A 21977-nucleotide genomic window follows, 5' to 3' on the forward strand; every position below is an offset into this window, starting at 1 on the left:
GAAAGAGAACCGACTTGTGGCTAGGTAAAACTACGGCTCCTGCGCGCCCTGAGGCAGTACGGGCCCCTGCGCCGCTAGAACAGCAGGCCCAGATCTTCCGCCCGGCGCACGAGTTCCAGGGTGGAGTGCACACCCAGCACCTGCATCATGGTGTATTTGTGCGCCTCAACGGTCCGCACGGACAGACCCAGCTGTAAAGCGATCTGCTTCGAACGCAGCCCCTCGCCCACCAGCCTGAGCACCTGCAGCTGCTTGGACGTGAGATTGCGCATGTCGGTCAACTGGCCGCTGATGTAACGCGCGCCCAATACCGGCGTGACATACGTGCCGCCGGTCATCACCTGTTGGGCAGCGTTGCGCAGATCTTCGCCCGCCGAGCTTTTGAGAATGTAGCCACTGGCGCCCGCACGCAACGCAGCCACCGCGAGCGCTGGCTCCATATGCATGGTGAGGAAGACGAAGGGCGTTTGAATGCCTTCCTGCCGCAAGCGCTTGAGTGCGTCCATGCCGTTGCAGCGGGGCATGTTGATATCTGCCACCACCATATCCGGCTTGAGGCGGCGCACGGCATCGATCAACGCTTCGCCATCAGCAACGATATCCAGCAGATCGAAATCGTCGTCGAGAATGTGCTGCACACCTTCGGCGACCATCCGGTGATCATCGGCGATGATCAGGCGTGGCCTTGGAGCTGCATGGAGGTTCCTAGCGGAATGCATATGCATAACTGAGTCCCTTTCCCCGGTGTGGAGTGCAATTGATAACTTCCGCCGAGCAACTTGGCGCGCTCATCAATACTCATGAGGCCAAGCCCTCGACGCCCGCGCTCTGCTGTCTCGAACCCCCTGCCGTCGTCCGCCACGCTGAGGTCAACGTGATCGGCACCAATATCCAGTGCTACTTCGATGTGTTGTGCCGCCGCGTGACGTATCGCGTTGTTCAACGCCTCCTGTGCCACCCGGTACAGGCAAAGCGAAACGTCCTCGGACAAATCCGTGGCCTGAGGTGACACCCTCAAATCGATCTCCGGCCCGTTTCGATGCCGCTGCGACTGGCAAAGCCCGGCCAGCGCTGCGGTCAGACCCGTCTGGCTGAGCATGCTCGGATGCAGGTCATGCGATATGCGGCGAACGTCTTCTGACAGTCCCATCAAGTCGTTCTGCAACAAGCTGACGTCCTGCCGATTGCTGTCACCGAGTTTGCGGCGCAAAGCGCTGAGCCGGATCGACGCAACGGCGAGGCGCTGATTGATATCGTCGTGCAGGTCGCGCGCGATGCGGGCACGCTCCTGCTCCTGAGCCACGATGAGGCGCCCCGCCAGTTCGCGCACTTCAACGCTGGAAGCCGACAGCGCACGCATCGTGGTTCTGCGCTGCTCGACGAGCGCCGCGAGAAACAGCGAGGCTGTGGCCATGCCAAGCATCCACAGCTGTACACCGACGGTGGTGAATCGAGGATCCTGCTGTGTGAAAGGCCCCTTCCCGTCCAGACTCAACTGGATAGCCATCGTCCCCAGAACAAGACTGAGCAGGCACGTTCCCGGCATCTGAGCGCGCATGGCGACGAAAATCGCCAGCGGCACAGGGGCGAGCAGCAATAGCGGCCGGGCGGTGGGCAAAGCGCCCAGCTCACGCCATGCCAGCCAGATCACGGCGAGCACGATGCCCATACCCAGCAGGACGTTCCACGCGGGCAATGCATCACGCCGCAAGGACGACCCCGGATTGGCAAGACTCATGATGACCGGCGGCAGCAGCGCGTAGCCCAGCGCATCGGCCAATGCGACGTGCCACCAGTCTTGCGAGAGCCATACGGGCATCGACTGCATGTTGGCCAACAGGGCTATCAAGCCTGCGGCGACCAACGGCAACAGCACCACCGCGATCACCAGAAAATCGATCAATCGCCGGAAATCATCAATCGCCTTACCCTTCCCGGCGCGAACCAGCGCAAACGCAGCCAGATGGATCAACAAGAGATCAGCGAGGCCGAGAATCACCATGCCTGCGAGGGGTAACTTCAGCAAGGCACAGGACGCGAGCATCCCCAGGAACCAGCCCACGTCATAGAAGAGCCAGTAGCGTTGCGCGTCGCTGATGAGTGCCCCGAGCAGCAAGGGACCAGCCAGCCAGACCATCTGCGCATCGCCTTCACGATCCCAGAGCACCAGCGACAGCCATTGCGCCGCCACGGCGATGGCAAACATCCCGCCTGCCCGCCCAAGGGCGGGTAGACCAGCAACTGGCGCTTTTCCAGCCATCATCCCCTTGCTCCATGCATACAGCGTCCCTCACCCAGAATCGCGTCCCGCGGAGCAATCGGACTCCCGCCCGTCGCGGAGAGCCACATCGCATTTGCTCACGGGGCCCGTCATATCTTCGTGATGATTTGCGTAGTTCTACGGAGAGGCCACAAACCGCCTCGGATCGGCACGGAGCAGACCCTGTGCTCAGCTCCACACAAACTCTTCACGTCGCACCTTGAAGCGAGACGGTTTTGTCTGGCAGCTGACACAGAGATCGCTTGGTAATTTTACTGAGCTTGTTTGAGTGAAAGTTCGCTTACTTCGCACGCCCTAACGGACCAAGCTGACGATTGGCGGGAGAGCAGCCGTTGCGGGGACCGACAGGCCATGAGATTCCATTTCGCGCGAAGACGGATCACCGCACCCGGCGCATCTTCCGGCATACCTCGCTGCGGGCCAGGCCGTGCGCAAACATCAAGATCACCGCGAGTACGCTTGCGATGTCGGGCGCATGCCATGCCCATCTCTTTCGGCACGTGCGCAGTACCGGCATCCGTTAGCGGACCCTTCCCTTTCTGCCTCTGTGCCAACGCATGAAGACACGCGCGCAATCACCTGGAAACAGCACGCGTAAGCTGCGGGTGCTGCTGGCAGATGAGCATCGCTGCGTGGCCGAGGGACTGGCGGGCTTGTTGGCCCGGCGAACCAATTCGGTTCGCCTCGTGCATGACGGCGAAGCGCTGATAGACGCCGTGCTCTCAGATGAAGTCGACCTGGTGATCACCGACATTGCCATGCCGCCTTTCAGCGCGCTGCAGGCACTACGCCGGTTGCGCCGCCAGGGCAGCGGCATACCCATACTCGTTCTTTCCACGCACAGCGAACCACTGATCGTGCGAGAAGCCATGCAGGCCGGCGCCAACGGCTATGTACTGAAGCAGTCGCCCAGCAGCGAACTCTTTACGGCGATTGCCGAAGTCGCCGCGGGCAATCAGTTCATCAGCCCTCAACTCATGGCGTCGTTACTGCAGGCTCCCGATGCCGCGCACCGGCTCACGCGCCGCCAGCGCGAGGTGATCGAGTGCATGGCCAAGGGCAAACGCACCAGCGAGATCGCCGCGGAACTGGGCATTTCCGTACGCACCGTAGAAAGTCACCGCCAGGCGTTGCTGGATCTGCTGGGCGTGCACAGCGGCGTAGCGCTGATTCGCGAGGCCGAACGACTAGGACTCATACCCCTGACACCGTATGACGCGGCATTGGCGACGGAGGACGAAATACCACCCTGATGACCTACAGACCTTCGCGCCTTCGCCATGTTCCATTTGACGACCACAACAAGGAGTAGTCACGTCATGAAACCATTGCGGTACGTTCTTTTGGCCCTGTCACTCACCCTCGCCGCGTGCTCGACCTTCAGCGTCAGCAATCAATGGAAAGACCCTAACTGGCCGGGCCCGCCGGCATCCAACGTATTGGTGCTCGGCATCACCAAGAGCGACACCTACCGGCGTGTTTTTGAAGACACGTTCGCCCAGCAACTGCAGGCCGCCGGCGTTCACGCCGAGCAGAGCTATAACCAGATTCCCGCCGGGGAAAGCTCGGAAAAGGTCGGCACTGTCGTCAAGGCAACCGGTGCCGACGTGATTCTCAGCACCCGCGTACAGCGAGTCGAACAGAAGCTCAACGTCACGCCCAGCGGCCCGGTCGGCCCAGGCTTTTACGGTTGGTGGGGTGGTGCCTGGGCGTCCACGCCGGATGTCACGCAGTACAACGAAGTCACGCTGGAAACCACCGTTTGGGACGCCCGGTCGCAGAAGGTGATCTGGTCGGTGACGACGCAGAGTGTCGGCACCAACAACCTCCCCAAGGCGGTTCAGGATCTGGCGCAAACCATCATTCCCAAACTCAAGACAGACGGCATCATCCGCTGACTACGCGACTGTGACGATGGAGATGGTTCCATCGTCATCGGTTCCCTCTAACGATTGTTACGGAGCATCGCCATGAATCGGTCCATCGTAAAAATCGCCGCTCTATCCTGTGTCGTGCTTGCCTTCAACGCGACTGCGCAGCAGTTGCCCGTCGCCTATCCGGCCAACGGGCAGAGCCAAAGCCAGCAGGAGGCAGACAAGAGCGCATGCATGTCATGGGCGCAAAGCAATGCACCCACGCAAGCGGCTCCCCCGCCGCAGACCGGTCCCGCCGTCGGTGGCGGACAACGCGCAGGCGGAGCCGTGCGCGGTGCGGCTGCCGGTGCGGTGATTGGCGGGGTGGCCAACGATGATGCGGGTCACGGCGCCGCCGTTGGCGCCGCGGCTGGCGTCGTCGCAGGTGGCGTGCGCGCCCGTCAGCAACGGCGTGAGCAGAATGAAGCGTCAGCCGCCACGCAAAACCAGAACGTGGCCTCCATGAATCAGGCCTATAGCGCTTGCATGAAGGGCAAGGGCTACACGGTCGGCTGAAGCCAGGCGATGACCTACTGCGAGATCGGCGCGAGTGAGCAGCCCCCTGCTCACTCAGCGCCAGGCGCGGCCCACCTGGATGTCATACGCGCTCTGACCTTGGCTCCATGCCCAGTCGATACCCGCATACCGGCCCAGGACGCGCCATCACCTGAGCTTCCGCAAGACGCGGAAGCCGTTTCGGACTGATCGGGGTTTGTCAGCGATGCGCGAGACGCGCTTGCCCCATGGTCGCCATGGGGCATCGCGCAATTACTCGGCAGCAGCCTTGCTATATCTACTTCACGGCGCAGCCCGAGGAGCGCGCGCCGTGCCGATGAATCACTGCTCGGACTTGACCTCGTTCCAGCTGCTATCGGGATCGAACGACTTCATCGACTCCGCGACCTTCGCGCCGTTCTTGCCAAGATCCTTTTCGAAGATCTCGCCATCGTGGCTCACCATGAAGCTCATCACACCTGACTCACCGTATTGCGCCGGCCAGGCAATGAGCGCGAAGCCACTGGTCATGCGGTTGCCCACGATGTAGTTGTAGGCGCCGCCCGGTGCCGAAGGTCCCTGCGCGGTGAGGATGCGATAGTGGTAGCCATGGAAATCCGACCCATGGGCCTCTTCGCCTGCAAACCGCTCGCCCAGCGGACTGGGTGGCTCGTTGCCCGTCACCGGCCAGTACAAACCATCTCGCTTGCCGGGACTGCTTCTTAGCTTCTGGGCGTACTGCAACACGTGGTCATCATTGCGATCCTCGGCGGCGTAATCACGCTGTGCGTCGTAATACGCAAGCATCGCTTGCTGGGCCGCCAATTCGTTCGCGCCGATGCGGCGTTCGCGTATTTCTTCTGCGCCCTTCTTCACATCAAAGTGCCAGCCACCGTTGCCCTGTACCAGCGGCAAGGGCAAGACCCAATTTTCCGATCCGACATTAAGATGCGACACGCCATCGGCCGCTTCGATCCGGTGGCTTTCGTCATATCGCTTGAGGAATAACTCCACATCTTCCCGATCGATACCTTCGGTGGGGATGTAATCCTTCCAATTGGCGCCCAGCACCTTCGCGAGCACGGTCTTGTCGTTGTCGCGCAGCGCCTGCACGAAGGCTGCGGAAGCCGCGTCGGCCGTCGGATAACTGGCCTCCTGCGCAAGCGCCATGGAAGAAACCGTGCAGCCCGACCACAACGTCAGGGCCAGCACGAGGCGAAGTGTCCACGGATGACGATTCATGATCAGGCTCCTATCCGACGACGACCGCCACCGCCACCGCCCCGACTGGGCGCCGGGCGCGACGTCTGTCGACCTGCGCCACCACCGGCACCGCGGGACTGGGACATCGAACGTTGACTGCTCTGTCCGCGATTCATTTGCGAACGCGACGAGCCGGGTGACTGCGAGCCACTGAAGGCGTTATTGCGGGCACTGCTTCCACCCTGCTGCCGCCCGCCGAAATCACCACCCGCGCCCTGTCGATTGCCGCCACCCAAATCACCCGCCCCGCCCTGGCGATTGCCGCCACCGACGTTGCCGCGATCGGCGCCACCACCCACACCCTGGCCACCGCGATCGCCACCGGAAGGACGATTGAGCTGTGAGCCAGTCTCGCCAGCGCCGCGACGAGCTGCCGCCGACGAACCGTTGTTGGTGCTGCGATCAAAGCTCTGCAACGAACGCTGGCGGTTCGCGTCCGCCTGCGAGTCGCGGCCACGGAATGCTTCGCGCTGCTGCGAACCGCCGCGCCCCTGGTCAAAGCGCTGACGACTGCCCTGGTCGCGGTACGGCGTTCCTCGTCGGTTGTCGGGATTGTGGTTCCAGCGTTGGTTGCCGTTGCCGTTACCGTTACCGGATATACGGTTATTGACGTTGTTGACGCTGTTGTAGCGATTGACGTTGACGTTCACGTCACCATGGCCCCAGTTGAAGCCGCCCCACAACGCGCCGGTGATGGCGATGCCCACGCCGAAGGCCAGGCCCGTGGCGAGGGCCTGCCCCGGATAGTAACCATACGGCGGCGGCCAGTACGTCGGCGGATAAGCCGGGTAAGGCCAGGAACCGTAGACCACCGTCGGGTTGTACTGCGGCACGTACACCACTTCCGGGTTCGCCGGTTCGATCTGAATGATGGTGGGGCCTTCCGTCGATCCCGGCGGCGCCGCCTGTTCGATGACCTTCTGCTGTTCGGTCGTCTTGAGATTGCCCGCTGACTTCGCCTGCGTGCGCAGACGCTGCACTGACGCCATCACGTCGTCCGGCTGGGCAAGGAAGGCATCACCCACGTTCTGCACCCAATCCGGATGCTGCTTCATTTGCGCCAACACCTGAGGAAAGGCCACCAACGATTGCACGCTGGGGTCCCATGGCTTGGTGTTGACCTGCTTGACCGCATCGTCACCCTGAGCTTTGGGATTGGCCGCTGACCACGCGGCCGCCTCAGCGACGTCGCTGGGGTACGTCGTGGCCATGAATATCTGGGAGAGCAGTGCGTCGGGATAGAGCGCGACCGGCGCCAGCATCTGGTCGAGTTGTTGGTTGTTGTAGATCTTTTGACTCTGCCCCGCTGGCTGCGCCTGTGGCTGCGCCTGGCTCGCCTGTGCGTGTGCCGTGTCAGGTAGCACACATGGCAGCAACGCAAAACACCATAGGGACGTCCACAGTAATCCGTAACGCGTCATCGTCTTCATGGTGCCGCTCCCATGCCGCCTTTGCGCTTGCAACAGCTTGACTCTTCCGGGGCGCCGTTGACCACTGCATTTATGCGGTAGCAATGCTACGTAAAACTACTTAGCTCTTCTGCGTAATGTCACCCGCCGCCGGCGGTCCGTAAAATTACGCAGCAGTGGGTACGTAATAGTTCGCTGTGTGCCGCCCGGGAAACGATCCACCATAAGCGCACCACTTCGAACGGGACTCTTCGCCATGCGCCGTGTCGTCGCTCTGCATCCCACGATCTTGATGACGGCCCTCGCCGTGGCACTCGCCGCCGGGCTGGCCGCTCCCGCCGCACACGCCGAAACCCCGGATTTCTGGGACGGCAACTGGCACGGCAACATCCAGCCCTATGTCTGGTTGCCCGGCATCAGCGCAAAAACGCGCTACCAGCTGCCCAACAACGGCGGCGAAGTGGAGTCAAAGACGGACAAAAACATTTTCTCCTATCTGAGCGGCGCCTTCATGCTCGATGGCACCGTTCGCAAGGACAACTGGGGCATGTATGGCGACCTCGACTGGGTGAAGTTCAGCAACGAAGAGGGGCGTTTCTCCGCCATCGGCGGAGAGCGCTTTGGCGGCAGTGCCAACCTGAATACGCGATGGGGCATGAAGGGCGGCATGTTGAACCTGGCTGGCCTGTACACCCTGACGCACTCTGGCCAGGGCTTCGCCGACCTGCTGTTCGGCGTGCGTTACCTGTGGGTCAAGGGCAACCTCGACTGGAATTTCTCGTTCAACGGCAACGCAGGCAACGTCAATATTGCCAACAGTGGTCATCTGCACAATCAGATGCACGTCACCGACGCCATCGTTGGCGTACGTGGCAACTGGTCGCCGTTCGACAATAAGCGTTGGTTCTTCCCCTATTACCTGGACTTTGGCGCGGGCAGTGGCGACACGACCTACAAGCTCAGTGCCGGCGTCGCCTATGGCTACAGCTGGGGCGACATCTCACTGAGTTACCGCGATATCCATTACAGCCAGAACAGCAGTGAGAAGTTCATCAAGGATCTCAACCTGAGCGGCCCGACCTTCAGCGTCAACTGGAACTTCTGATCGCAATCAACCGCGACGTCCAGGAGTTCCATGCCATGAATGATGCCGGCCAGAGCATCTTCGAAGAGCCGCGCCACGTCACCGTGCTCAGGCGCATGCGCCTGATCAAGCCGGAAGACCGCGCCGAAGCAGCACGACGCATCCTTTTCGCCATGGCCATCGGCTGGTTGCCGTTGGCCCTCATATGCGCGGTGGAATGGCTGCTCCTGCACCGCACGTCTTCGGCGGCATTTTTCAGCGACGTGGCGGCGTATGCGCGCTTCCTTCTGGCGGTGCCTATCCTGATCCTGTCCGACTACATCATCCTGCCGCGGCTGGAAGCGATCGCGCAGTACTTCGTGCGCTCCGGCCTGGTGTTGCCCGACGACCAGCCACGCTTTGACCAGGCTGTCGCGTCGGCAAGGCGTTTGAGCCGGGGCGTGTGGCCCACGGTCGGCATGGCTATAGCGGTCTACACGCTGGTGATCGTCATTGGCGTCACCGTATCGCCAGAGGCACTGCTCGACTGGCAACGCGGGGAAGGCTCACTCCACCTGTCGGTAGCAGGCTGGTGGCATATGCTGGTGAGCGCACCACTGGTGCTTGGCCTCATTCTCAGCTGGTTATGGCGATTAGGCGTCTGGATGCGTTTTTTGCATCTGCTCTCGCGGATGGAACTCCGCCTCGTGCCCTCCCATCCGGACAAGGCAGCAGGGCTGGAGTTTGTCGCGCTCTCGCCGCGCATCTTCGCGCCGCTGGGCTTTGCCATCGGCGTCCTCGCTGCGGGCACGCTGGGCAACGAAGTCATGCATCTGCATCTGGATCCCATGGATCACATCGCAGTTCCGGTGGCGACGGCCATTGTGGTGGTCGCGTTGCTGGTCAGTCCGCCGCTGCTCTTCGCACGGAAGCTGATGCTCACCCGTCGCAGCGGGGTGTTCGAGTACGGCGCCTTGGCCAGGCGAGTGGGCGCAGTGTTCGAAGCGAAATGGTTGGCCAACGACCAGACCATCGATAGATCGGCATTGGGCGAGCAAGATTTCTCAGCCACCACCGACTTGTACAGCGTGGCCGCCAATGTCTATGCCATGCAGCCCACGTTGTTCGATCCACGCGTCGCGGCCTCGGTGGCCATCGCGACGCTGGTTCCATTTGCACCGATCTGGCTCGCGGTGATCCCCACCAAGGTACTGCTGACCCACCTGGTCGGTCTGCTCGTCTGATCGGTTACAGCGCTTCGATGTGCCGCAGCAGCAGACGCGCGCTTTCCCTTCCCTGCCAGTCGTTGATCACCAGTTCGTAGACGGCGCGCAACCGTTGCGGCGGCGGCGTGCCTTCGTAGGCATTGAACATCACCGCATCGTGCACTGAGCCGTCACGCGGGTCGCGCAGGTTGAGGCGAAGGTGCTTTTCGCCCATTACGCGCCAGCTCGCGCATTCGAATACGTTGTCGAAGAGCGGCTCTGGAAATGCCTGTCCCCACGGCCCCGCCGCACGCAACTGACGCGCGAGTTCGAGCGTTGCCGCGCCGGGCGGCAGCTCGCCATCGGTGAGTTGCACCGCCTGCAGGTGATCGTCGTCGAGCCACTCGCGTGCGATGGCATCGAAGGCCTCGGCGAAGCGCGGGTAGTCTTCCGTTCGCAAACTGAGGCCCGCGGCCATGGCATGCCCGCCAAAGCGCGCGATGAGTTGGGGATGACGCGCATCGATCATGGCCAGCGCATCGCGAATATGAAATCCCGCGATGGAACGCGCCGAACCCCGTAGCTCGTCAGGCATGTCCTCGCTGGCCGGGGCGAATGCAATTACAGGACGGTGCAGCCTCTCTTTCAACTTGGACGCCACCAGACCCACCACACCCGCGTGCCAGCTCGGCTCATACAGCGCCACACCCACCGCGTCGGTGTCCACGGTGTGCGCCAGCATCACTTCCGCTTCGCCCACCATGGTCGCCTGGAGCTCGCGGCGTTCCTGATTGATCGAGCTCAGCAGTTCGGCGTAACGCCGCGCCTGCGCCATATCGTCAGTGAGCAGGCATTCCACGCCGATACGCATGTCTTCGAGCCGGCCCGCCGCATTGAGACGCGGACCAATGGCGTAACCCAGGTCGCTCGCGCACAGCGTGGCAAGACTGCGCGAGCTTGCCTCCACCAGTGCAGTGACGCCGGCACAACCATGCCCGCTACGCAGGCGCCGCAGGCCAGCTTCCACCAACACACGATTATTGAAATCGAGCGGCACCAGGTCAGCCACGGTGCCCACCGCGACCAGATCGACTAGGGTGGAAAGATCCGGTTCGCGCCCTTCGGCAAACGCACCCTGCTCACGCAGGGCCGCGCGCAGCGCCATCAGCAGATAGAACATCACGCCGACACCGGCCAGCGCCTTGCTCGGGAACGCATCGCCCGCCAGGTTTGGATTGACCATGGCATCGGCCGCCGGCAACTGTTCGCCGGGCAGATGATGGTCGGTGACGATCACGCGAATACCCTGCGCCTGCGCCGCCGCCACACCGGCGAGACTCGCCACGCCGTTGTCCACGGTAACGATCAGTTGTGGCCTGGGTTCCAGCGAATCGACCAGCGCGGGACTCAAGCCGTAACCGTGCACGAAGCGATTGGGCACGACGTAGTCCACATGCCGCGCGCCGAGCATGCGCAAACCTCGCACGGCGACGGCCATGCCCGTGGCGCCATCGCAGTCATAGTCGCCAGCAATCACGATGTGCCAATCGCTACGAATGGCCTCGATAAGCAACGACACGGCTTCCTGCATGCCGCCCAGTTGCTCCGGCGACAGCAACCTGGCGAGCCGATACTCGGCCTGCACCGGCGACAGTACGCCGCGCGCGGCATATACCTGCTGCACGACAGGATGAATCGCGTCGCTCCATCCGACCGGTGCGCCTTGTGACACGCGACGGCGAAGGCGCAGCGGCTTCATCGCCGGCTTCCGCGCCAGAAGCGCCAGCGATGCCATGGGCGATGCAGCCAACGTTCGCCGCTGGCAAAACTCAATTGCAGAGGTTGCTTCAACGCCAGTGTCTCCACGCTGGGCCACCAGCTTGCAGCGATCTCTTCCACCGGAAGGTCCTGCAGATCGACCAGCCAATCGGTAGCGGAGGATTCGATGGCCTGAGCTGTGCGCTGCACCGTGTTGATCCTGGCCCGCTTGGCCAGTGCGCCAAGCAACACGTCGTCGCCGACCACACCCTTCAGAGGCGTGCGCACATGACTCGGCAAGGTACCGCCGCCCCACAGCCACAGGCTGTTGATCGGCGGCATGCCGCGTGTCTTCCGCTCGGCGTTGAGCGGGTGCTGATGCAGCAATACCTGCACCTCGTTGAGCAGTACGCGCCAACGTCTGCCATCGGGCCCCTGCGGCAAATGCTCGTAGAGGTCTTCACCCATGGCCTGCTCGGGCGAGGCAAACGTGGGCACCGGGACACCCTGTGGCAGACGAACATGCCAATGATCCGGCGAAGACACTTCCAGGATCATCCCGGCGTCACCGAATACGGGCTTCAACGGCTTCGCCAGCGCCTGGGCGTCTTCCATGCTCAGCTGCATCTGGCCACAGGCGAGCAAGCGCACGCCGTTGAGATCCGGCTGCACCCAGGCGGGATCGGCGCAAAGCCAGCTCGCGTCGGCTGCATCACCCGTCATCAGTTCGCGTGTCAGTGCACCGGCAGGCAACCCACCGGCCACCACGAAACGTTCGGCTAAACCCCCGAGATATCCTTTGGTGCCAGGTGACTGCTGATCCGCTCTGCGCAGCAACGCACGCAGTGGATGATCCGGCGCAAAGCGGGCCAGGTCGGGCAACCACACATCCACCGCTCCGGGAGCCACGTTTTGCATCGTCGGACTCATGCCTCCAGCTGCTCGTACAGTTCGAGCCACTCGCCTTCCAGCGTTTCCTTTTCGCGACGCAGCTCGGTCTGACGCTGACCCAGCCGCATCATCTCGGCGGTAGGGCCGTTATAGGTTTCAGGGTCGGCCAGCTTGGTTTCCAAGGTTGCCAACTCACCTTCAATGGTGGCGACGCGCGTCTCGATTTTCTTGACGCGCTGACGCGTCACCTTCTCATTTTCTCGCTGCGCCGCCTCGCGCCGGCGGCGATCCTCGGGCGACTCGCTGGGCGTAGCTGGCTTCGCGGCAGCTTCTTTCTTGCCCTTCTTGGCGTTGCCGCCGCGGCTGCGCAGCCAACGCGCATAGTCGTCCAGGTCGCCATCAAACGCGTCAACGACACCGTCAGCAACGCGCCAGAAACTGTCGCTGACCATGCCAAGCAGGTGACGGTCATGCGATACGAGCACCAATGCGCCGTCGAACTCTGCCAACGCATCGGCAAGCGCTTCGCGCATGTCGAGATCGAGGTGGTTGGTCGGTTCGTCGAGCAGCAGCAGATTGGGTTTGTCCCAGGCGATCAATGCCAGCGCCAGTCGGGCGCGCTCACCGCCGGAGAACCCGTCCACCGATTCGAACGCGCGATCGCCGGCGAAATTCCAGGTACCGAGAAAATCACGAATGGCCTGCGCACTGACGCCCGGCGCCTTCTCCTGCAGATGATCGAAGGGCGATGAACCCTCGTGCAGGCTTTCGACGGTGTGCTGGGCGAAGTAGCCGATCTTCAGGTCCTTGTGCGCCTTGCGCTCGCCCCCCAGCGGGGCCAGCTCACCGACCAGCGTTTTCACCAACGTTGACTTACCGGCGCCGTTGGGGCCGAGCAGACCGATACGCTCGCCCGCTTCCAGGCGAAAACGCACGTTGTGCAGAATGGTCGTTGATGCCTCACCGTTGACGCCTGCGTAGCCGGCTTCAATCTCTTCCAGCTGCAACATGGAGTCTGGCAGGCGATCCGGCACCGCGAACGTAAAGCGGAACGGGCGTTCAAGACGAACGGCTTCGGTACCCGCGAGCTTCTCGAGTCGTTTGACGCGCGACTGCGCCTGCTTGGCCTTGCTGGCCTTTGCCTTGAAGCGATCGACGAACGATTGCAGATGCGCGCGCTCGGCCTGCTCGCGCTCGTGAGCAATCTGCTGCTGGCGCAACTGCTCCGCGCGCAGACGCTCAAAGGCGCTGTAGTTGCCGGTGTAAAGCTTGGCCTTGCCGTCATTGAGGTGCAGCGTGTGAGTGATCACGCCATCGAGGAACTCGCGATCGTGCGAGATCACCAGCAAGGTGCCCTGATAGCGGCGCAGCCATTCTTCCAACCAGAGCACGGCATCGAGATCGAGGTGGTTGGTGGGCTCGTCGAGCAGCAGCAGTTCCGACGGCGCCATCAGCGCGCGGGCCAGATTCAGGCGCACGCGCCAGCCACCGGAGAACTCCTTTACCGGGGTCTCGTGCGTTTCGGGAGCGAAGCCTAGGCCGTGCAACAGGCGGCCGGCACGCGCACGCGCGTCGTAGCCATGCAGTTCTTCAATGCGATGATGCGCCCTGGCCATGGCCTCGGTATCGCCACGCGCCTGGGCATCAAGCTCATCACGCAGGGCTATGGCCAGTTCTTCGTCGCCCCCCATGACGTACTCGATGGCCGGGTCCGGCAGCGCAGGCGTCTCTTGCGCCACCGAGGCCATACGCAGCTTGGCCGGCACATCCAGGTCGCCCGTATCCGCCTCGACCAGCCCCTGCAGGGCCGCAAACAGGCTGGATTTGCCGCAACCATTGCGCCCCACTACGCCCAGCCGCCAGCCACTCTGGATCACCAGATCAATGTCGGAGAGCAGCAACCGACTGCCGCGGCGTAGGGCGAAACGACGAAAAGAGATCATGAGGTGCGCTTATCCAGGCCGGGCGTGCTGCCGCCCGCAGCCGCTCATGATAACGGGCTTTCGTCACTGTTCCGCCCAAAAGCACTCGGTCGAATGCCCACCCCATCGCACTAGCCACAGAATCACGTGGATTAGCCCCGTCAGTTCTGCTACAACGGCGCGGCAACGCCTTGTGCGGAGAGGGGAACCGTGAACAAGTACGGAATCAGCAAGCTCAGTATCAGCCTGACCATGATCACCCTGCTGGCTGCGGCCGGCGTAGCGGCTCCTGCCCATGCGGAAGATGTGCTCATCAACCGCGTGCAGCAGGAAAAAGGCATGGATCTGCCCGCCCGCGGCATGAGCATGGACCAGGTCGAAAAGAAATACGGCGCCCCGCAGCGCAAGCTGACGCCGCGCGGCGGCGATAGCGCCAAGCACCCGGTGATCAATCGTTGGGACTATTCCAACTTCATCGTGTACTTCGAAAACAGCCACGTGATCCATGCCGTGCTCAACACCCCGGCGGGCAACAACACCAACCCGTCGTCGGCCAACTGATCGTCTGAGTACCTACTGGCGCGGCCCGTGGCAACACGGGCCGCGCTGTCGTTTCCGTGTTGTCACGGCGCATCGATTACACTTCGCATCCCTCGCGGCCCTGCCTTCGGCAGGCGCCGGACCTCCGATGCAAGAGAATCGCTCACGATGACTGACCTCAGCCTGCGCCTGCCCGCCGAATGGGAGCCGCAATCGGCCGTATTGATCGCCTGGCCGCACGCCGACACCGACTGGGCCGACCGCCTCGCCGACGTGGAGACGACGTACGTGGCGCTGGCAGCAGCCGTTACGCGCTTCCAGCCATTGATCATCGTGGTAGCGAATCAGGCACTGCACTTGCGCGTGCAGGCCTTGCTGACCGGCGAAGGTGTGGACCTGTCCAAGGTGCGCTTCGTCGAGCTGCCTTATGACGACACATGGCTGCGCGATTCAGGCCCCATCACCCTCAAAGCCGGTGATGACCGCTTTCAGCTCACCGATTTCCGCTTCACCGGCTGGGGCGGCAAGTTTGGCGCCGATCAGGACGACGCACTCATCGCCGGCCTGGTCGAGGCGGGCGTGTGCGGCAAGGCCGCGCACAAGCGCGTCGACTGGGCCCTGGAAGGCGGCGGCATCGAAAGCGATGGCGCGGGCACCGTGCTCACCACGTGGCGCTGCCTGACCCAGCGTCATCCCGAGCAGTCGCGCGAAGCAATGAGCGCAATCCTCGGCGACAACCTCCACGCCAGCCGCGTGCTGTGGCTCGATTACGGCTATCTCGAAGGCGACGACACCGACGCCCATATCGATACGCTGGCGCGCTTCGCTCCGGGCGATCGCATCGTTTACCAGGCGTGCGACGACAGCACTGATCTGCACTACGACGAACTCAGGCGGATGGGCGAAGAGCTCGCTGCGCTGCGTACGCCTGACGGCCGTCCGTACCAGTTGTATCCGCTGCCCTGGGCGCGTCCGATCATCGATGAAGGCCGGCGCCTTGCGGCGTCTTATGCCAACTACCTGATCGTCAACGGCGCCGTACTGGTGCCCGCCTATGGCGATACCAACGACGATGAGGCAGCGCGCATCATCGGCGAAGCCCACCCCGGCCGCGAGATCGTGCAGGTGCCCTGCCGTCCGCTGATCTGGCAGAACGGCAGCCTCCACTGCATCACCATGCAGTTGCCGGGCGGATTGATCGGCTAAACCACTCCCCAGGCGTGGCGGCGCTGTCCGGCACGCTTGCCTATGAACGGCGCGACTTCAGGCCACTCAAGCTGGGCAGCAAGGCGCATCATGCACAGGCCTCTACCTCTTATTGGGGGTCGCCATGCGCCGCGTCGCCACCTTGCTGTCCACCACCCTGTTTGCTTTCACGGCCCATGCCGCCGACTTCTCGTTACAGGTCGATGGCGACCACGGCCGCTTGCCGGCGAGCAGCAGCTATCACGGCTATGGGTGTACGGGGGACAACCGCGCGCCCGCCGTGCACTGGCAAAACGCGCCGGCAGGCACCCGCGGTTTCGCCTTGACGGTGTTCGACCCGGATGCACCCACTGGCAAAGGTTGGTGGCACTGGGCGGTGATCAATCTGCCTGCATCCACGACCAGCCTGCCCGCCGGGGCGGCCCTGCCCACTGGTGCTGTCACGCTGCGCAACGATTACGGCGACACTGGCTGGGGTGGTCCGTGCCCTCCCCCGGGGGACCCGCCGCATCATTACGTATTCACCCTCTTCGCACTCGACGTGCCCGGGCTTGATGCCCCCAGCGGCGCCACTGCGGCATGGGTGGAGGGCGCCATTCGTGGACATGCGCTAGGCAAGGCGCAGACCACACTGACCTACGGGCGTTGATATCCAAACAAAGGCTTGCCACCCGGCCATGCCGGCCTCATCTCCGTGGCCACGACACGCCACGGCGCCATGCCGCCAACAGGTATCCGCTAAACTTGCTCGCCTGTCCCCACAGGCAGCCCCTCAGGAAGTGTGCCGATGACCCGCAAGACCCTCAAAGTTGCCCTGCTGCAGGAAACCGATCGCGGCAGCCGCGACGCCAATCTCGACGCCATTGAGGCGGGACTGCGCGAAGCCGCCGCCAAGGGCGTGGAGCTGGTGCTTCTGCAGGAACTGCACAACGGCCCCTACTTCTGTCAGCACGAGTCGGTGGACGAGTTCGACCTGGCCGAAACCATTCCGGGTCACAGCACCGCACGCATCGGCAAACTGGCCGAAGAGCTCAAGCTGGTGGTGGTTGCCTCGCTGTTCGAGAAGCGGGCGACCGGCCTGTATCACAACACGGCCGTGGTGTTCGACCGCTCCGCCACCATCGCCGGCAAGTACCGCAAGATGCACATTCCGGACGATCCGGCGTTCTACGAGAAGTTCTACTTCACGCCGGGCGATCTGGGATTCGATCCCATCGAGACCTCGGTGGGCCGCCTCGGTGTGCTGGTGTGCTGGGATCAGTGGTATCCGGAAGCCGCGCGCCTGATGGCGCTGGCCGGCGCCGATCTGTTGCTCTATCCCACCGCCATTGGCTGGGACCCTAAGGACGAGCAGGCCGAGAAGGACCGCCAGCGCGAAGCCTGGGTGACCGTACAGCGCGGCCATGCCGTGGCAAACGGCCTGCCCCTGCTCTCGTGCAACCGCACGGGTTATGAGGCGGACAAGGCCGGCGTAGGTAATGGCATCCAATTCTGGGGCACCAGCTTCGTGGCCGGGCCGCAAGGCGAATTTCTGGCCCAGGCCGGCACCGATGCGCGCGAGCTCCTGATCGTCGACGTGGACATGGCACGCAGCGAGCATGTGCGCCGTATCTGGCCGTTCTTGCGCGACCGCCGCATCGACGCCTATGGCGACCTGCTCAAGCGCTTCCGCGACTGAACTGTTATCCCTGGCTGGCTTGAGCCGCGCCAGGGTCATCCCCATGCAGGAATAACTCCCCCCTATCGATGCCCGACATGAGCCTGACTGACATCGCCGATTCCCTGCCACCTGTATTGCGCGATCAACCGATCGAGCGTGTAACGCGTGATGGCGTGGAGTATGTGGTGCTTGGCACGGCGCACGTCTCCCGCGCCAGCGTGGAGGCAGTGGAAGCGCTGCTGGCGCACGAGTCGTTCGACGCGGTGGCGGTGGAGCTCTGCGAGAGCCGCGCCCAGGGCATGCGCGATCCCGACGCCTTCAAGCAGATGGATCTGTTCCAGGTGATCCGCCAGGGCAAGGCCGGCATGGTTGCGGCGAGCCTGGTGCTGTCGTCGTTCCAGAAGCGCCTGGCGGAGCAGTACGGCATCCAGCCCGGCGCGGAAATGAAGGCCGGCATGGACGGCGCCGAACAACGCCATATGCCCGTATGGCTGGTCGATCGCGACGTGGGCACCACGTTGCGCCGGGCGTGGCACAGCGTCGGTTTCTGGCAACGCTTCGGGCTGCTTGGCGGCCTGATCGCCAGCGTGTTCGAGCGCCAGGACATCGAAGAAGCCGAGATCGAGAAGCTCAAACAGGGCGATATGCTGGAGAGTGCCTTCAGTGAATTCGCTACCAATTCGGCGCCGCTCTATCGCAGCCTGATCGCAGAACGCGATGCTTACATGGCAGCGCGTTTGCGAGAGCAGGCGGCGCAAGCCGGATTTGGCGAAGGCCGCCGCGTGCTGGTCGTCATTGGCGCAGGCCACCTGAAAGGCCTGTGCGAACAGATCCAGACGCAGCAGGGCAATCCGTCACTTGAGGCGGCCACCCTTGCTGCCGCACCACCGAAATCGCACTGGCCCAAATGGATCGCGCTTGCCCTGGTGCTTGCCGTATTCGTCGCCATCGCGTTTGCTTTTCACCGCGATGCGTCGCTAGGCACCGCAGCGCTACGCGACTGGGTGCTGTATACCGGCGGCTTCTCGGCACTGGGTGCCCTCGTGGCCGGCGCGCATCCGCTCAGCATTCTGGCGGCGTTTGTCGCCGGCCCGATCAAACCATTCCGCCCCGGCATCCCGTCCGGCGGCATCAGTGCGATGGTGGAAGCGTGGATCCGCCGCCCGCGCGTGGCGGATTTCGAAACGCTGCGCGACGACATCACGCACTGGAGCGGCTGGTGGAAGAATCGCGTGGCGCGCACGCTGCTCAATTTCTTCCTGGTTTGCTTCGGCACCATCATCGGCGAATACACGGCCGGGATTCATATCTTCAAGAGCTTGCTTTGACGCGGGCTCGTTCCCTGCGCAGATACTCTCCAGAACATCCGTCAAACCCTCACGCTCGTCATTCCGGCGCAGGCCGGAATCCAGTCGCGGGAGCGCGCGGTTTTCGCCAGTGCTGTTTCAGTCTTCGCGAATGCCGAAACATGACGAGACTGGATTCCGGCCTGCGCCGGAATGACGGCAAAAGATCAGCGCGACCGCAGTGACTGATCCAGCACATCCAACAACGCTTCGTTGCGATCCAGGCTGTGCTCCCAATACATCACGCCACCAAGGCCCTTCGCTTTCACGAAAGCCGTCTTCGCACGCAACGACTCGGGATCTTCGTAGCTGACGAAGGTATGCGTCTTGGCGTTCCACAAATACGGCGCCTGCGCCTTTGCATCCCAGTGACGCACATAGCCGTTTTTGCCGATGTAGTCGGCTACGAGTTCGCTCCATGAAGGATCGCCCATGTACTTGGCGTACTTCTGCTGCAGACCGTCATGAGCCGGATCAACGCCAGTGAACGCCCGGCCGTAAAATGCAACACCCAGATTGAGTTTCTTCGCGGGCACGCCGGCGGCGAGGAACTGAGCGACCGCCTTATCCCCGGCACGATCGTCCGCCGGAGCGACTGCCGACAGATGCAGTCCAGCGTGATGACCGGTGGTGGGCGTAAGGCTGTTGTGGAAGTCGTACGTCATCAGGTTGATCCAGTCGAGCGAACGTGCCGCCCGCTGTAACTCGATACCCGCGACAAACTCGCTGTCCGCTGCGGCGATGGTCAACAAATAGTGGCGGCCGCCGTGTGCCGCGCCCAGTTTGTCGAGGCGAGCGCGCAAGGTTTCCAACAGCAGACTGAAGTTGCGCTTGTCCTCGGGGCGATGACTGATGCCCGCGCCGGGCAAGGTGGGATATTCCCAGTCGAGGTCCACCCCGTCCACGTCGTACTTCTCGATCAACGCCGCCACGCTCTCGGCCATGCGCTGGCGCGTGGCATCGGTCAATGCCACGTCGGAGAAGTAATCAGCGCCCCAGCCGCCGATGGACACGATGATCTTGAGGTGCGGATTGATTTTGCGCAGACCAACGAAGGTCGCCAGGGTGCTGCCCACCGTCGGACTGGGGAAAATCACATCCCCCTCAGGGTCAAGCCGGCCAAACGCATAGTTGATGACATCGAGTTTGCCGGCACTCACGCGTGGCAGCGGCGAGGCATCCATCACATAACCCACGATGCGGTAATCTGCCGCAGGGGGTGAGGCCCAGGCCGGTGATGTGCCCATGGCCAACCCCAGCATGAGCGTCAGCACCGCAGAAAAACGGCTCCCTTCACCCTTCTTCGCCATCAAACGCCTCCCCATCGCGTAAGCCCTACCCGGCTTCTTAAGCGGACGCCACCAAGGCCTGCCTCGGCGCTATCACTCTTTCTGGTGTCGCGCACTGAAAAGAATCAGTGGCTTGCGGCATGTTGTCCGTTCGTGAAAGCAACGACTATACTTCCGCGACATTTCACCTTGTACCAGCCGGAATCGTGGGGACGATGCTGATGACTCGAGTGCAACTGCTTGGCCTTACCGTGGCCGCAGCTTTCTTGGCCACTGCCAGCGTGCATGCTGAGGGTGATAAAGCTGCCGGACGCAAGTTGATCTACACGTGCAACGGTTGTCATGGCGTACCGGGCTACGCCAACGCCTACCCGAACTACCCCGTGCCGCAGATTGCCGGCCAGAACCAGCAATACATCGTCAACGCGCTGCACGAGTACAAGAGTGGCGACCGCAAGCATCCGACGATGATGGCGCAGGCGCAGAGTCTGTCCGACAAGGACATTGAAGACATTGCCGCCTACCTTTCCAGCCTCGCCAAGTAAGCCAAGGATCTCCGCATGAAGCGCGCACTTTCACTGCTTTCATTCGGCGCCGTCCTGGCGCTTGCTTCAACCCAGCTGCTGGCCGCCGGCAACATCGAGAACGGCAAGCAGAAGGCTGCTACCTGCTTTGCCTGCCACGGCACCGACGGTAATGCCGTGGACCCGCAGTACCCGCGCCTTGCCGGCCAGTACAACCTGTATATCCAGCAGGCCCTGCATGAGTACAAGAGCGGCCAGCGCGACAACGCCATCATGAAGGGCTTTGTTGCCACGCTGTCCGAGCAGGACATCGAAGATGTCGCTGCGTACTTCTCCAGCCTGCCGACCAAGCTCGGCACGCTGCAAGGTCACATCCAGGGCGACAAGTAAGCCTCAGCTTCGGATGCGCCATAAAAAAGGCCCGCTCTCAGCGGGCCTTTTGTTTTGGGTGCGAACAGCCTTGCTCAGCCCATCGCGGACTGCCCTTCCTTCTTGCTGTAGTACGGATTGCTGCCGCCGCTGTGATCCGTGGCATCGCGCACTTCGGTGATCTCGGGCACGCGTTCGCGCAACGTTTTCTCCACGCCATGCTTGAGCGTGACATCTACCATGCCGCAGCCATGGCAACCGCCGCCGAACTGCAGCACTACCACGCCGTTGGCATCGACCTCGAGCAGGCTGACGCGGCCGCCGTGCGAGGCGATCTTCGGGTTCACCTCGGCCTCCAGCACGTAGCGCACGCGCTCGATCAGGCCGGCGTCCTCACCCGGAATCTTCCCCTTGATGCGCGGCGCGCGGATATTGAGCTGACCACCGGTGGCGTTAGGCTCGAAATCGATACTCGCCCCTTCCAGCCAGGACGCGCTATCGCCCTCGACGTGGAAGTCGAAACCATCGCAAACGATGGTCCATTCGTTGCCGGTCAATTCGTCCGGCTCGGCGAACTCCAGCTCGCAGTTGGCCGCGGGCGTACCCGGCGAGGTCACGCGCAGGCGAATGCTCAGCCCATCGGTCCCCTGCTGGGAGAGCAGCCGCAGGAAGTGGCGCTGTGCGCGTTCTGAAATCTCGATCATGTCTACTCCAGCTGAAACACCGGCCTGGCCGGAAATACAGCACCATTTTAGTCCTATTTTAATCTGAGGTGCTTTGATGCAGACACAAGGCGCCGATTTTGACTTTTACGCGCCAAGCTTCGACGCTTCGCACCTTTCC

Annotated in this window: 21 protein-coding genes; 12 read left to right on the forward strand and 9 right to left on the reverse strand. The window is 62.8% G+C overall.

What is annotated here, in order from left to right:
* Positions 1–74: 74 nt before the first annotated feature.
* Positions 75–725, reverse strand: coding sequence for a response regulator transcription factor (locus OQE56_RS17020; protein WP_323748596.1), 651 nt, complete (start codon positions 723–725; stop codon positions 75–77).
* Positions 674–2206, reverse strand: a complete 1533-nt coding sequence (locus OQE56_RS17025; protein WP_267225858.1) for a sensor histidine kinase — start codon at positions 2204–2206, stop codon at positions 674–676. Before OQE56_RS17025 ends, OQE56_RS17020 begins: the two co-directional genes overlap by 52 nt.
* Positions 2207–2838: 632 nt before the next feature.
* On the opposite strand from OQE56_RS17025, the gene OQE56_RS17030 reads away from it, so the two are divergent.
* From OQE56_RS17030 to OQE56_RS17040, 3 genes are all read left to right on the forward strand, one after another.
* The gene (locus tag OQE56_RS17030; RefSeq protein ID WP_267225859.1) at positions 2839–3534 is read left to right on the forward strand and encodes a response regulator; all 696 of its coding nucleotides are present in this window, start codon (positions 2839–2841) and stop codon (positions 3532–3534) included.
* A gap of 66 nt (positions 3535–3600) precedes the next feature.
* Positions 3601–4179 (forward strand): DUF4136 domain-containing protein, encoded by a 579-nt coding sequence (locus OQE56_RS17035; protein ID WP_267225860.1) that lies wholly within the window; start codon positions 3601–3603, stop codon positions 4177–4179.
* Between the two features lie 72 nt (positions 4180–4251).
* On the forward strand, positions 4252–4710 hold the full coding sequence (locus OQE56_RS17040) for a glycine zipper domain-containing protein (RefSeq protein WP_267225861.1): 459 nt from the start codon (positions 4252–4254) through the stop codon (positions 4708–4710).
* A gap of 321 nt (positions 4711–5031) precedes the next feature.
* Here OQE56_RS17040 and OQE56_RS17045 read toward each other — a convergent pair whose 3' ends face one another.
* Together OQE56_RS17045 and OQE56_RS17050 are read right to left on the reverse strand one after the other, a co-directional pair.
* Positions 5032–5931: a DUF2950 domain-containing protein gene (locus OQE56_RS17045; protein WP_267225862.1), complete on the reverse strand. Its 900-nt coding sequence runs from the start codon at positions 5929–5931 to the stop codon at positions 5032–5034.
* A gap of 2 nt (positions 5932–5933) precedes the next feature.
* Entirely contained in the window at positions 5934–7382 is a 1449-nt protein-coding gene (locus OQE56_RS17050; RefSeq protein WP_267225863.1) for a DUF3300 domain-containing protein, read from the reverse strand.
* Positions 7383–7617: 235 nt separating this feature from the next.
* Here OQE56_RS17050 and OQE56_RS17055 point away from each other — a divergent pair, with 235 nt between their 5' ends.
* Complete coding sequence (locus OQE56_RS17055) at positions 7618–8466, forward strand: hypothetical protein (protein WP_267225864.1); 849 nt, start codon at positions 7618–7620, stop codon at positions 8464–8466.
* 35 nt (positions 8467–8501) lie between these two features.
* A complete protein-coding gene (locus OQE56_RS17060) occupies positions 8502–9668 on the forward strand; it encodes a hypothetical protein (RefSeq protein ID WP_267225865.1) in 1167 nt (388 codons plus the stop codon).
* A gap of 4 nt (positions 9669–9672) precedes the next feature.
* On the opposite strand, the gene recJ is transcribed toward OQE56_RS17060, so the two are convergent.
* Genes recJ through abc-f form a run of 3 tightly spaced genes read right to left on the reverse strand, consistent with a single transcriptional unit; the run spans position 9673 to position 14221 of the window.
* A complete protein-coding gene (gene recJ, locus OQE56_RS17065; RefSeq protein ID WP_267225866.1) occupies positions 9673–11388 on the reverse strand; it encodes a single-stranded-DNA-specific exonuclease RecJ in 1716 nt (571 codons plus the stop codon).
* Positions 11385–12317 carry a phosphoglycerate mutase gene (locus OQE56_RS17070; protein WP_267225868.1) on the reverse strand — a complete coding sequence of 311 codons (933 nt, stop codon included), beginning with the start codon at positions 12315–12317 and terminating at the stop codon, positions 11385–11387. Before OQE56_RS17070 ends, recJ begins: the two co-directional genes overlap by 4 nt.
* On the reverse strand, positions 12314–14221 hold the full coding sequence (abc-f, locus tag OQE56_RS17075) for a ribosomal protection-like ABC-F family protein (protein ID WP_267225869.1): 1908 nt from the start codon (positions 14219–14221) through the stop codon (positions 12314–12316). Before abc-f ends, OQE56_RS17070 begins: the two co-directional genes overlap by 4 nt.
* 204 nt (positions 14222–14425) lie before the next feature.
* Between abc-f and OQE56_RS17080 the strand changes: the two genes are divergently transcribed.
* The 5 genes from OQE56_RS17080 (at position 14426) to OQE56_RS17100 (ending at position 18934) form a co-directional block, all read left to right on the forward strand.
* Positions 14426–14761, forward strand: coding sequence for a hypothetical protein (locus OQE56_RS17080; RefSeq protein ID WP_425601642.1), 336 nt, complete (start codon positions 14426–14428; stop codon positions 14759–14761).
* Positions 14762–14908: 147 nt separating this feature from the next.
* A complete protein-coding gene (locus OQE56_RS17085) occupies positions 14909–15946 on the forward strand; it encodes an agmatine deiminase family protein (RefSeq protein WP_267225870.1) in 1038 nt (345 codons plus the stop codon).
* 124 nt (positions 15947–16070) lie between these two features.
* Positions 16071–16595 (forward strand): YbhB/YbcL family Raf kinase inhibitor-like protein, encoded by a 525-nt coding sequence (locus OQE56_RS17090; RefSeq protein WP_267225871.1) that lies wholly within the window; start codon positions 16071–16073, stop codon positions 16593–16595.
* A gap of 138 nt (positions 16596–16733) precedes the next feature.
* Positions 16734–17624: a carbon-nitrogen hydrolase gene (locus OQE56_RS17095; protein WP_267225872.1), complete on the forward strand. Its 891-nt coding sequence runs from the start codon at positions 16734–16736 to the stop codon at positions 17622–17624.
* A gap of 77 nt (positions 17625–17701) precedes the next feature.
* On the forward strand, positions 17702–18934 hold the full coding sequence (locus tag OQE56_RS17100; RefSeq protein ID WP_267225874.1) for a TraB/GumN family protein: 1233 nt from the start codon (positions 17702–17704) through the stop codon (positions 18932–18934).
* Positions 18935–19119: 185 nt separating this feature from the next.
* Here OQE56_RS17100 and OQE56_RS17105 read toward each other — a convergent pair whose 3' ends face one another.
* Complete coding sequence (locus OQE56_RS17105; RefSeq protein WP_267225875.1) at positions 19120–20262, reverse strand: glycoside hydrolase family 18 protein; 1143 nt, start codon at positions 20260–20262, stop codon at positions 19120–19122.
* A 200-nt stretch (positions 20263–20462) separates the two neighbouring features.
* Here OQE56_RS17105 and OQE56_RS17110 point away from each other — a divergent pair, with 200 nt between their 5' ends.
* Both OQE56_RS17110 and OQE56_RS17115 read left to right on the forward strand, forming a co-directional pair.
* Positions 20463–20786: a c-type cytochrome gene (locus OQE56_RS17110; RefSeq protein WP_267225876.1), complete on the forward strand. Its 324-nt coding sequence runs from the start codon at positions 20463–20465 to the stop codon at positions 20784–20786.
* 15 nt (positions 20787–20801) lie between these two features.
* A complete protein-coding gene (locus tag OQE56_RS17115) occupies positions 20802–21155 on the forward strand; it encodes a c-type cytochrome (RefSeq protein WP_267225877.1) in 354 nt (117 codons plus the stop codon).
* 74 nt (positions 21156–21229) lie between these two features.
* On the opposite strand, the gene OQE56_RS17120 is transcribed toward OQE56_RS17115, so the two are convergent.
* The gene (locus OQE56_RS17120) at positions 21230–21838 is read right to left on the reverse strand and encodes an NfuA family Fe-S biogenesis protein (RefSeq protein ID WP_267225879.1); all 609 of its coding nucleotides are present in this window, start codon (positions 21836–21838) and stop codon (positions 21230–21232) included.
* Positions 21839–21977 lie beyond the last annotated feature (139 nt).

The organism is Dyella silvae (assembly GCF_026421305.1).
Lineage (GTDB): Bacteria > Pseudomonadota > Gammaproteobacteria > Xanthomonadales > Rhodanobacteraceae > Dyella > Dyella silvae.

Excerpts from the sequence above, each read along its gene's own strand:
- OQE56_RS17025 (WP_267225858.1), bottom strand. The coding sequence starts at position 2,206 with ATGTTTGCCATCGCCGTGGCGGCGCAATGGCTGTCGCTGGTGCTCTGG.
- OQE56_RS17085 (WP_267225870.1), top strand. The coding sequence starts at position 14,909 with ATGACTGACCTCAGCCTGCGCCTGCCCGCCGAATGGGAGCCGCAATCG.
- OQE56_RS17120 (WP_267225879.1), bottom strand. The coding sequence starts at position 21,838 with ATGATCGAGATTTCAGAACGCGCACAGCGCCACTTCCTGCGGCTGCTC.
- OQE56_RS17035 (WP_267225860.1), top strand. The coding sequence starts at position 3,601 with ATGAAACCATTGCGGTACGTTCTTTTGGCCCTGTCACTCACCCTCGCC.
- OQE56_RS17030 (WP_267225859.1), top strand. The coding sequence starts at position 2,839 with ATGAAGACACGCGCGCAATCACCTGGAAACAGCACGCGTAAGCTGCGG.
- OQE56_RS17020 (WP_323748596.1), bottom strand. The coding sequence starts at position 725 with ATGCATATGCATTCCGCTAGGAACCTCCATGCAGCTCCAAGGCCACGC.
- OQE56_RS17090 (WP_267225871.1), top strand. The coding sequence starts at position 16,071 with ATGCGCCGCGTCGCCACCTTGCTGTCCACCACCCTGTTTGCTTTCACG.
- OQE56_RS17045 (WP_267225862.1), bottom strand. The coding sequence starts at position 5,931 with ATGAATCGTCATCCGTGGACACTTCGCCTCGTGCTGGCCCTGACGTTG.
- OQE56_RS17070 (WP_267225868.1), bottom strand. The coding sequence starts at position 12,317 with ATGAGTCCGACGATGCAAAACGTGGCTCCCGGAGCGGTGGATGTGTGG.
- abc-f (WP_267225869.1), bottom strand. The coding sequence starts at position 14,221 with ATGATCTCTTTTCGTCGTTTCGCCCTACGCCGCGGCAGTCGGTTGCTG.
- OQE56_RS17110 (WP_267225876.1), top strand. The coding sequence starts at position 20,463 with ATGACTCGAGTGCAACTGCTTGGCCTTACCGTGGCCGCAGCTTTCTTG.
- OQE56_RS17100 (WP_267225874.1), top strand. The coding sequence starts at position 17,702 with ATGAGCCTGACTGACATCGCCGATTCCCTGCCACCTGTATTGCGCGAT.
- OQE56_RS17040 (WP_267225861.1), top strand. The coding sequence starts at position 4,252 with ATGAATCGGTCCATCGTAAAAATCGCCGCTCTATCCTGTGTCGTGCTT.
- OQE56_RS17055 (WP_267225864.1), top strand. The coding sequence starts at position 7,618 with ATGCGCCGTGTCGTCGCTCTGCATCCCACGATCTTGATGACGGCCCTC.
- OQE56_RS17095 (WP_267225872.1), top strand. The coding sequence starts at position 16,734 with ATGACCCGCAAGACCCTCAAAGTTGCCCTGCTGCAGGAAACCGATCGC.
- OQE56_RS17115 (WP_267225877.1), top strand. The coding sequence starts at position 20,802 with ATGAAGCGCGCACTTTCACTGCTTTCATTCGGCGCCGTCCTGGCGCTT.
- OQE56_RS17050 (WP_267225863.1), bottom strand. The coding sequence starts at position 7,382 with ATGAAGACGATGACGCGTTACGGATTACTGTGGACGTCCCTATGGTGT.
- OQE56_RS17105 (WP_267225875.1), bottom strand. The coding sequence starts at position 20,262 with ATGGCGAAGAAGGGTGAAGGGAGCCGTTTTTCTGCGGTGCTGACGCTC.
- recJ (WP_267225866.1), bottom strand. The coding sequence starts at position 11,388 with ATGAAGCCGCTGCGCCTTCGCCGTCGCGTGTCACAAGGCGCACCGGTC.
- OQE56_RS17060 (WP_267225865.1), top strand. The coding sequence starts at position 8,502 with ATGAATGATGCCGGCCAGAGCATCTTCGAAGAGCCGCGCCACGTCACC.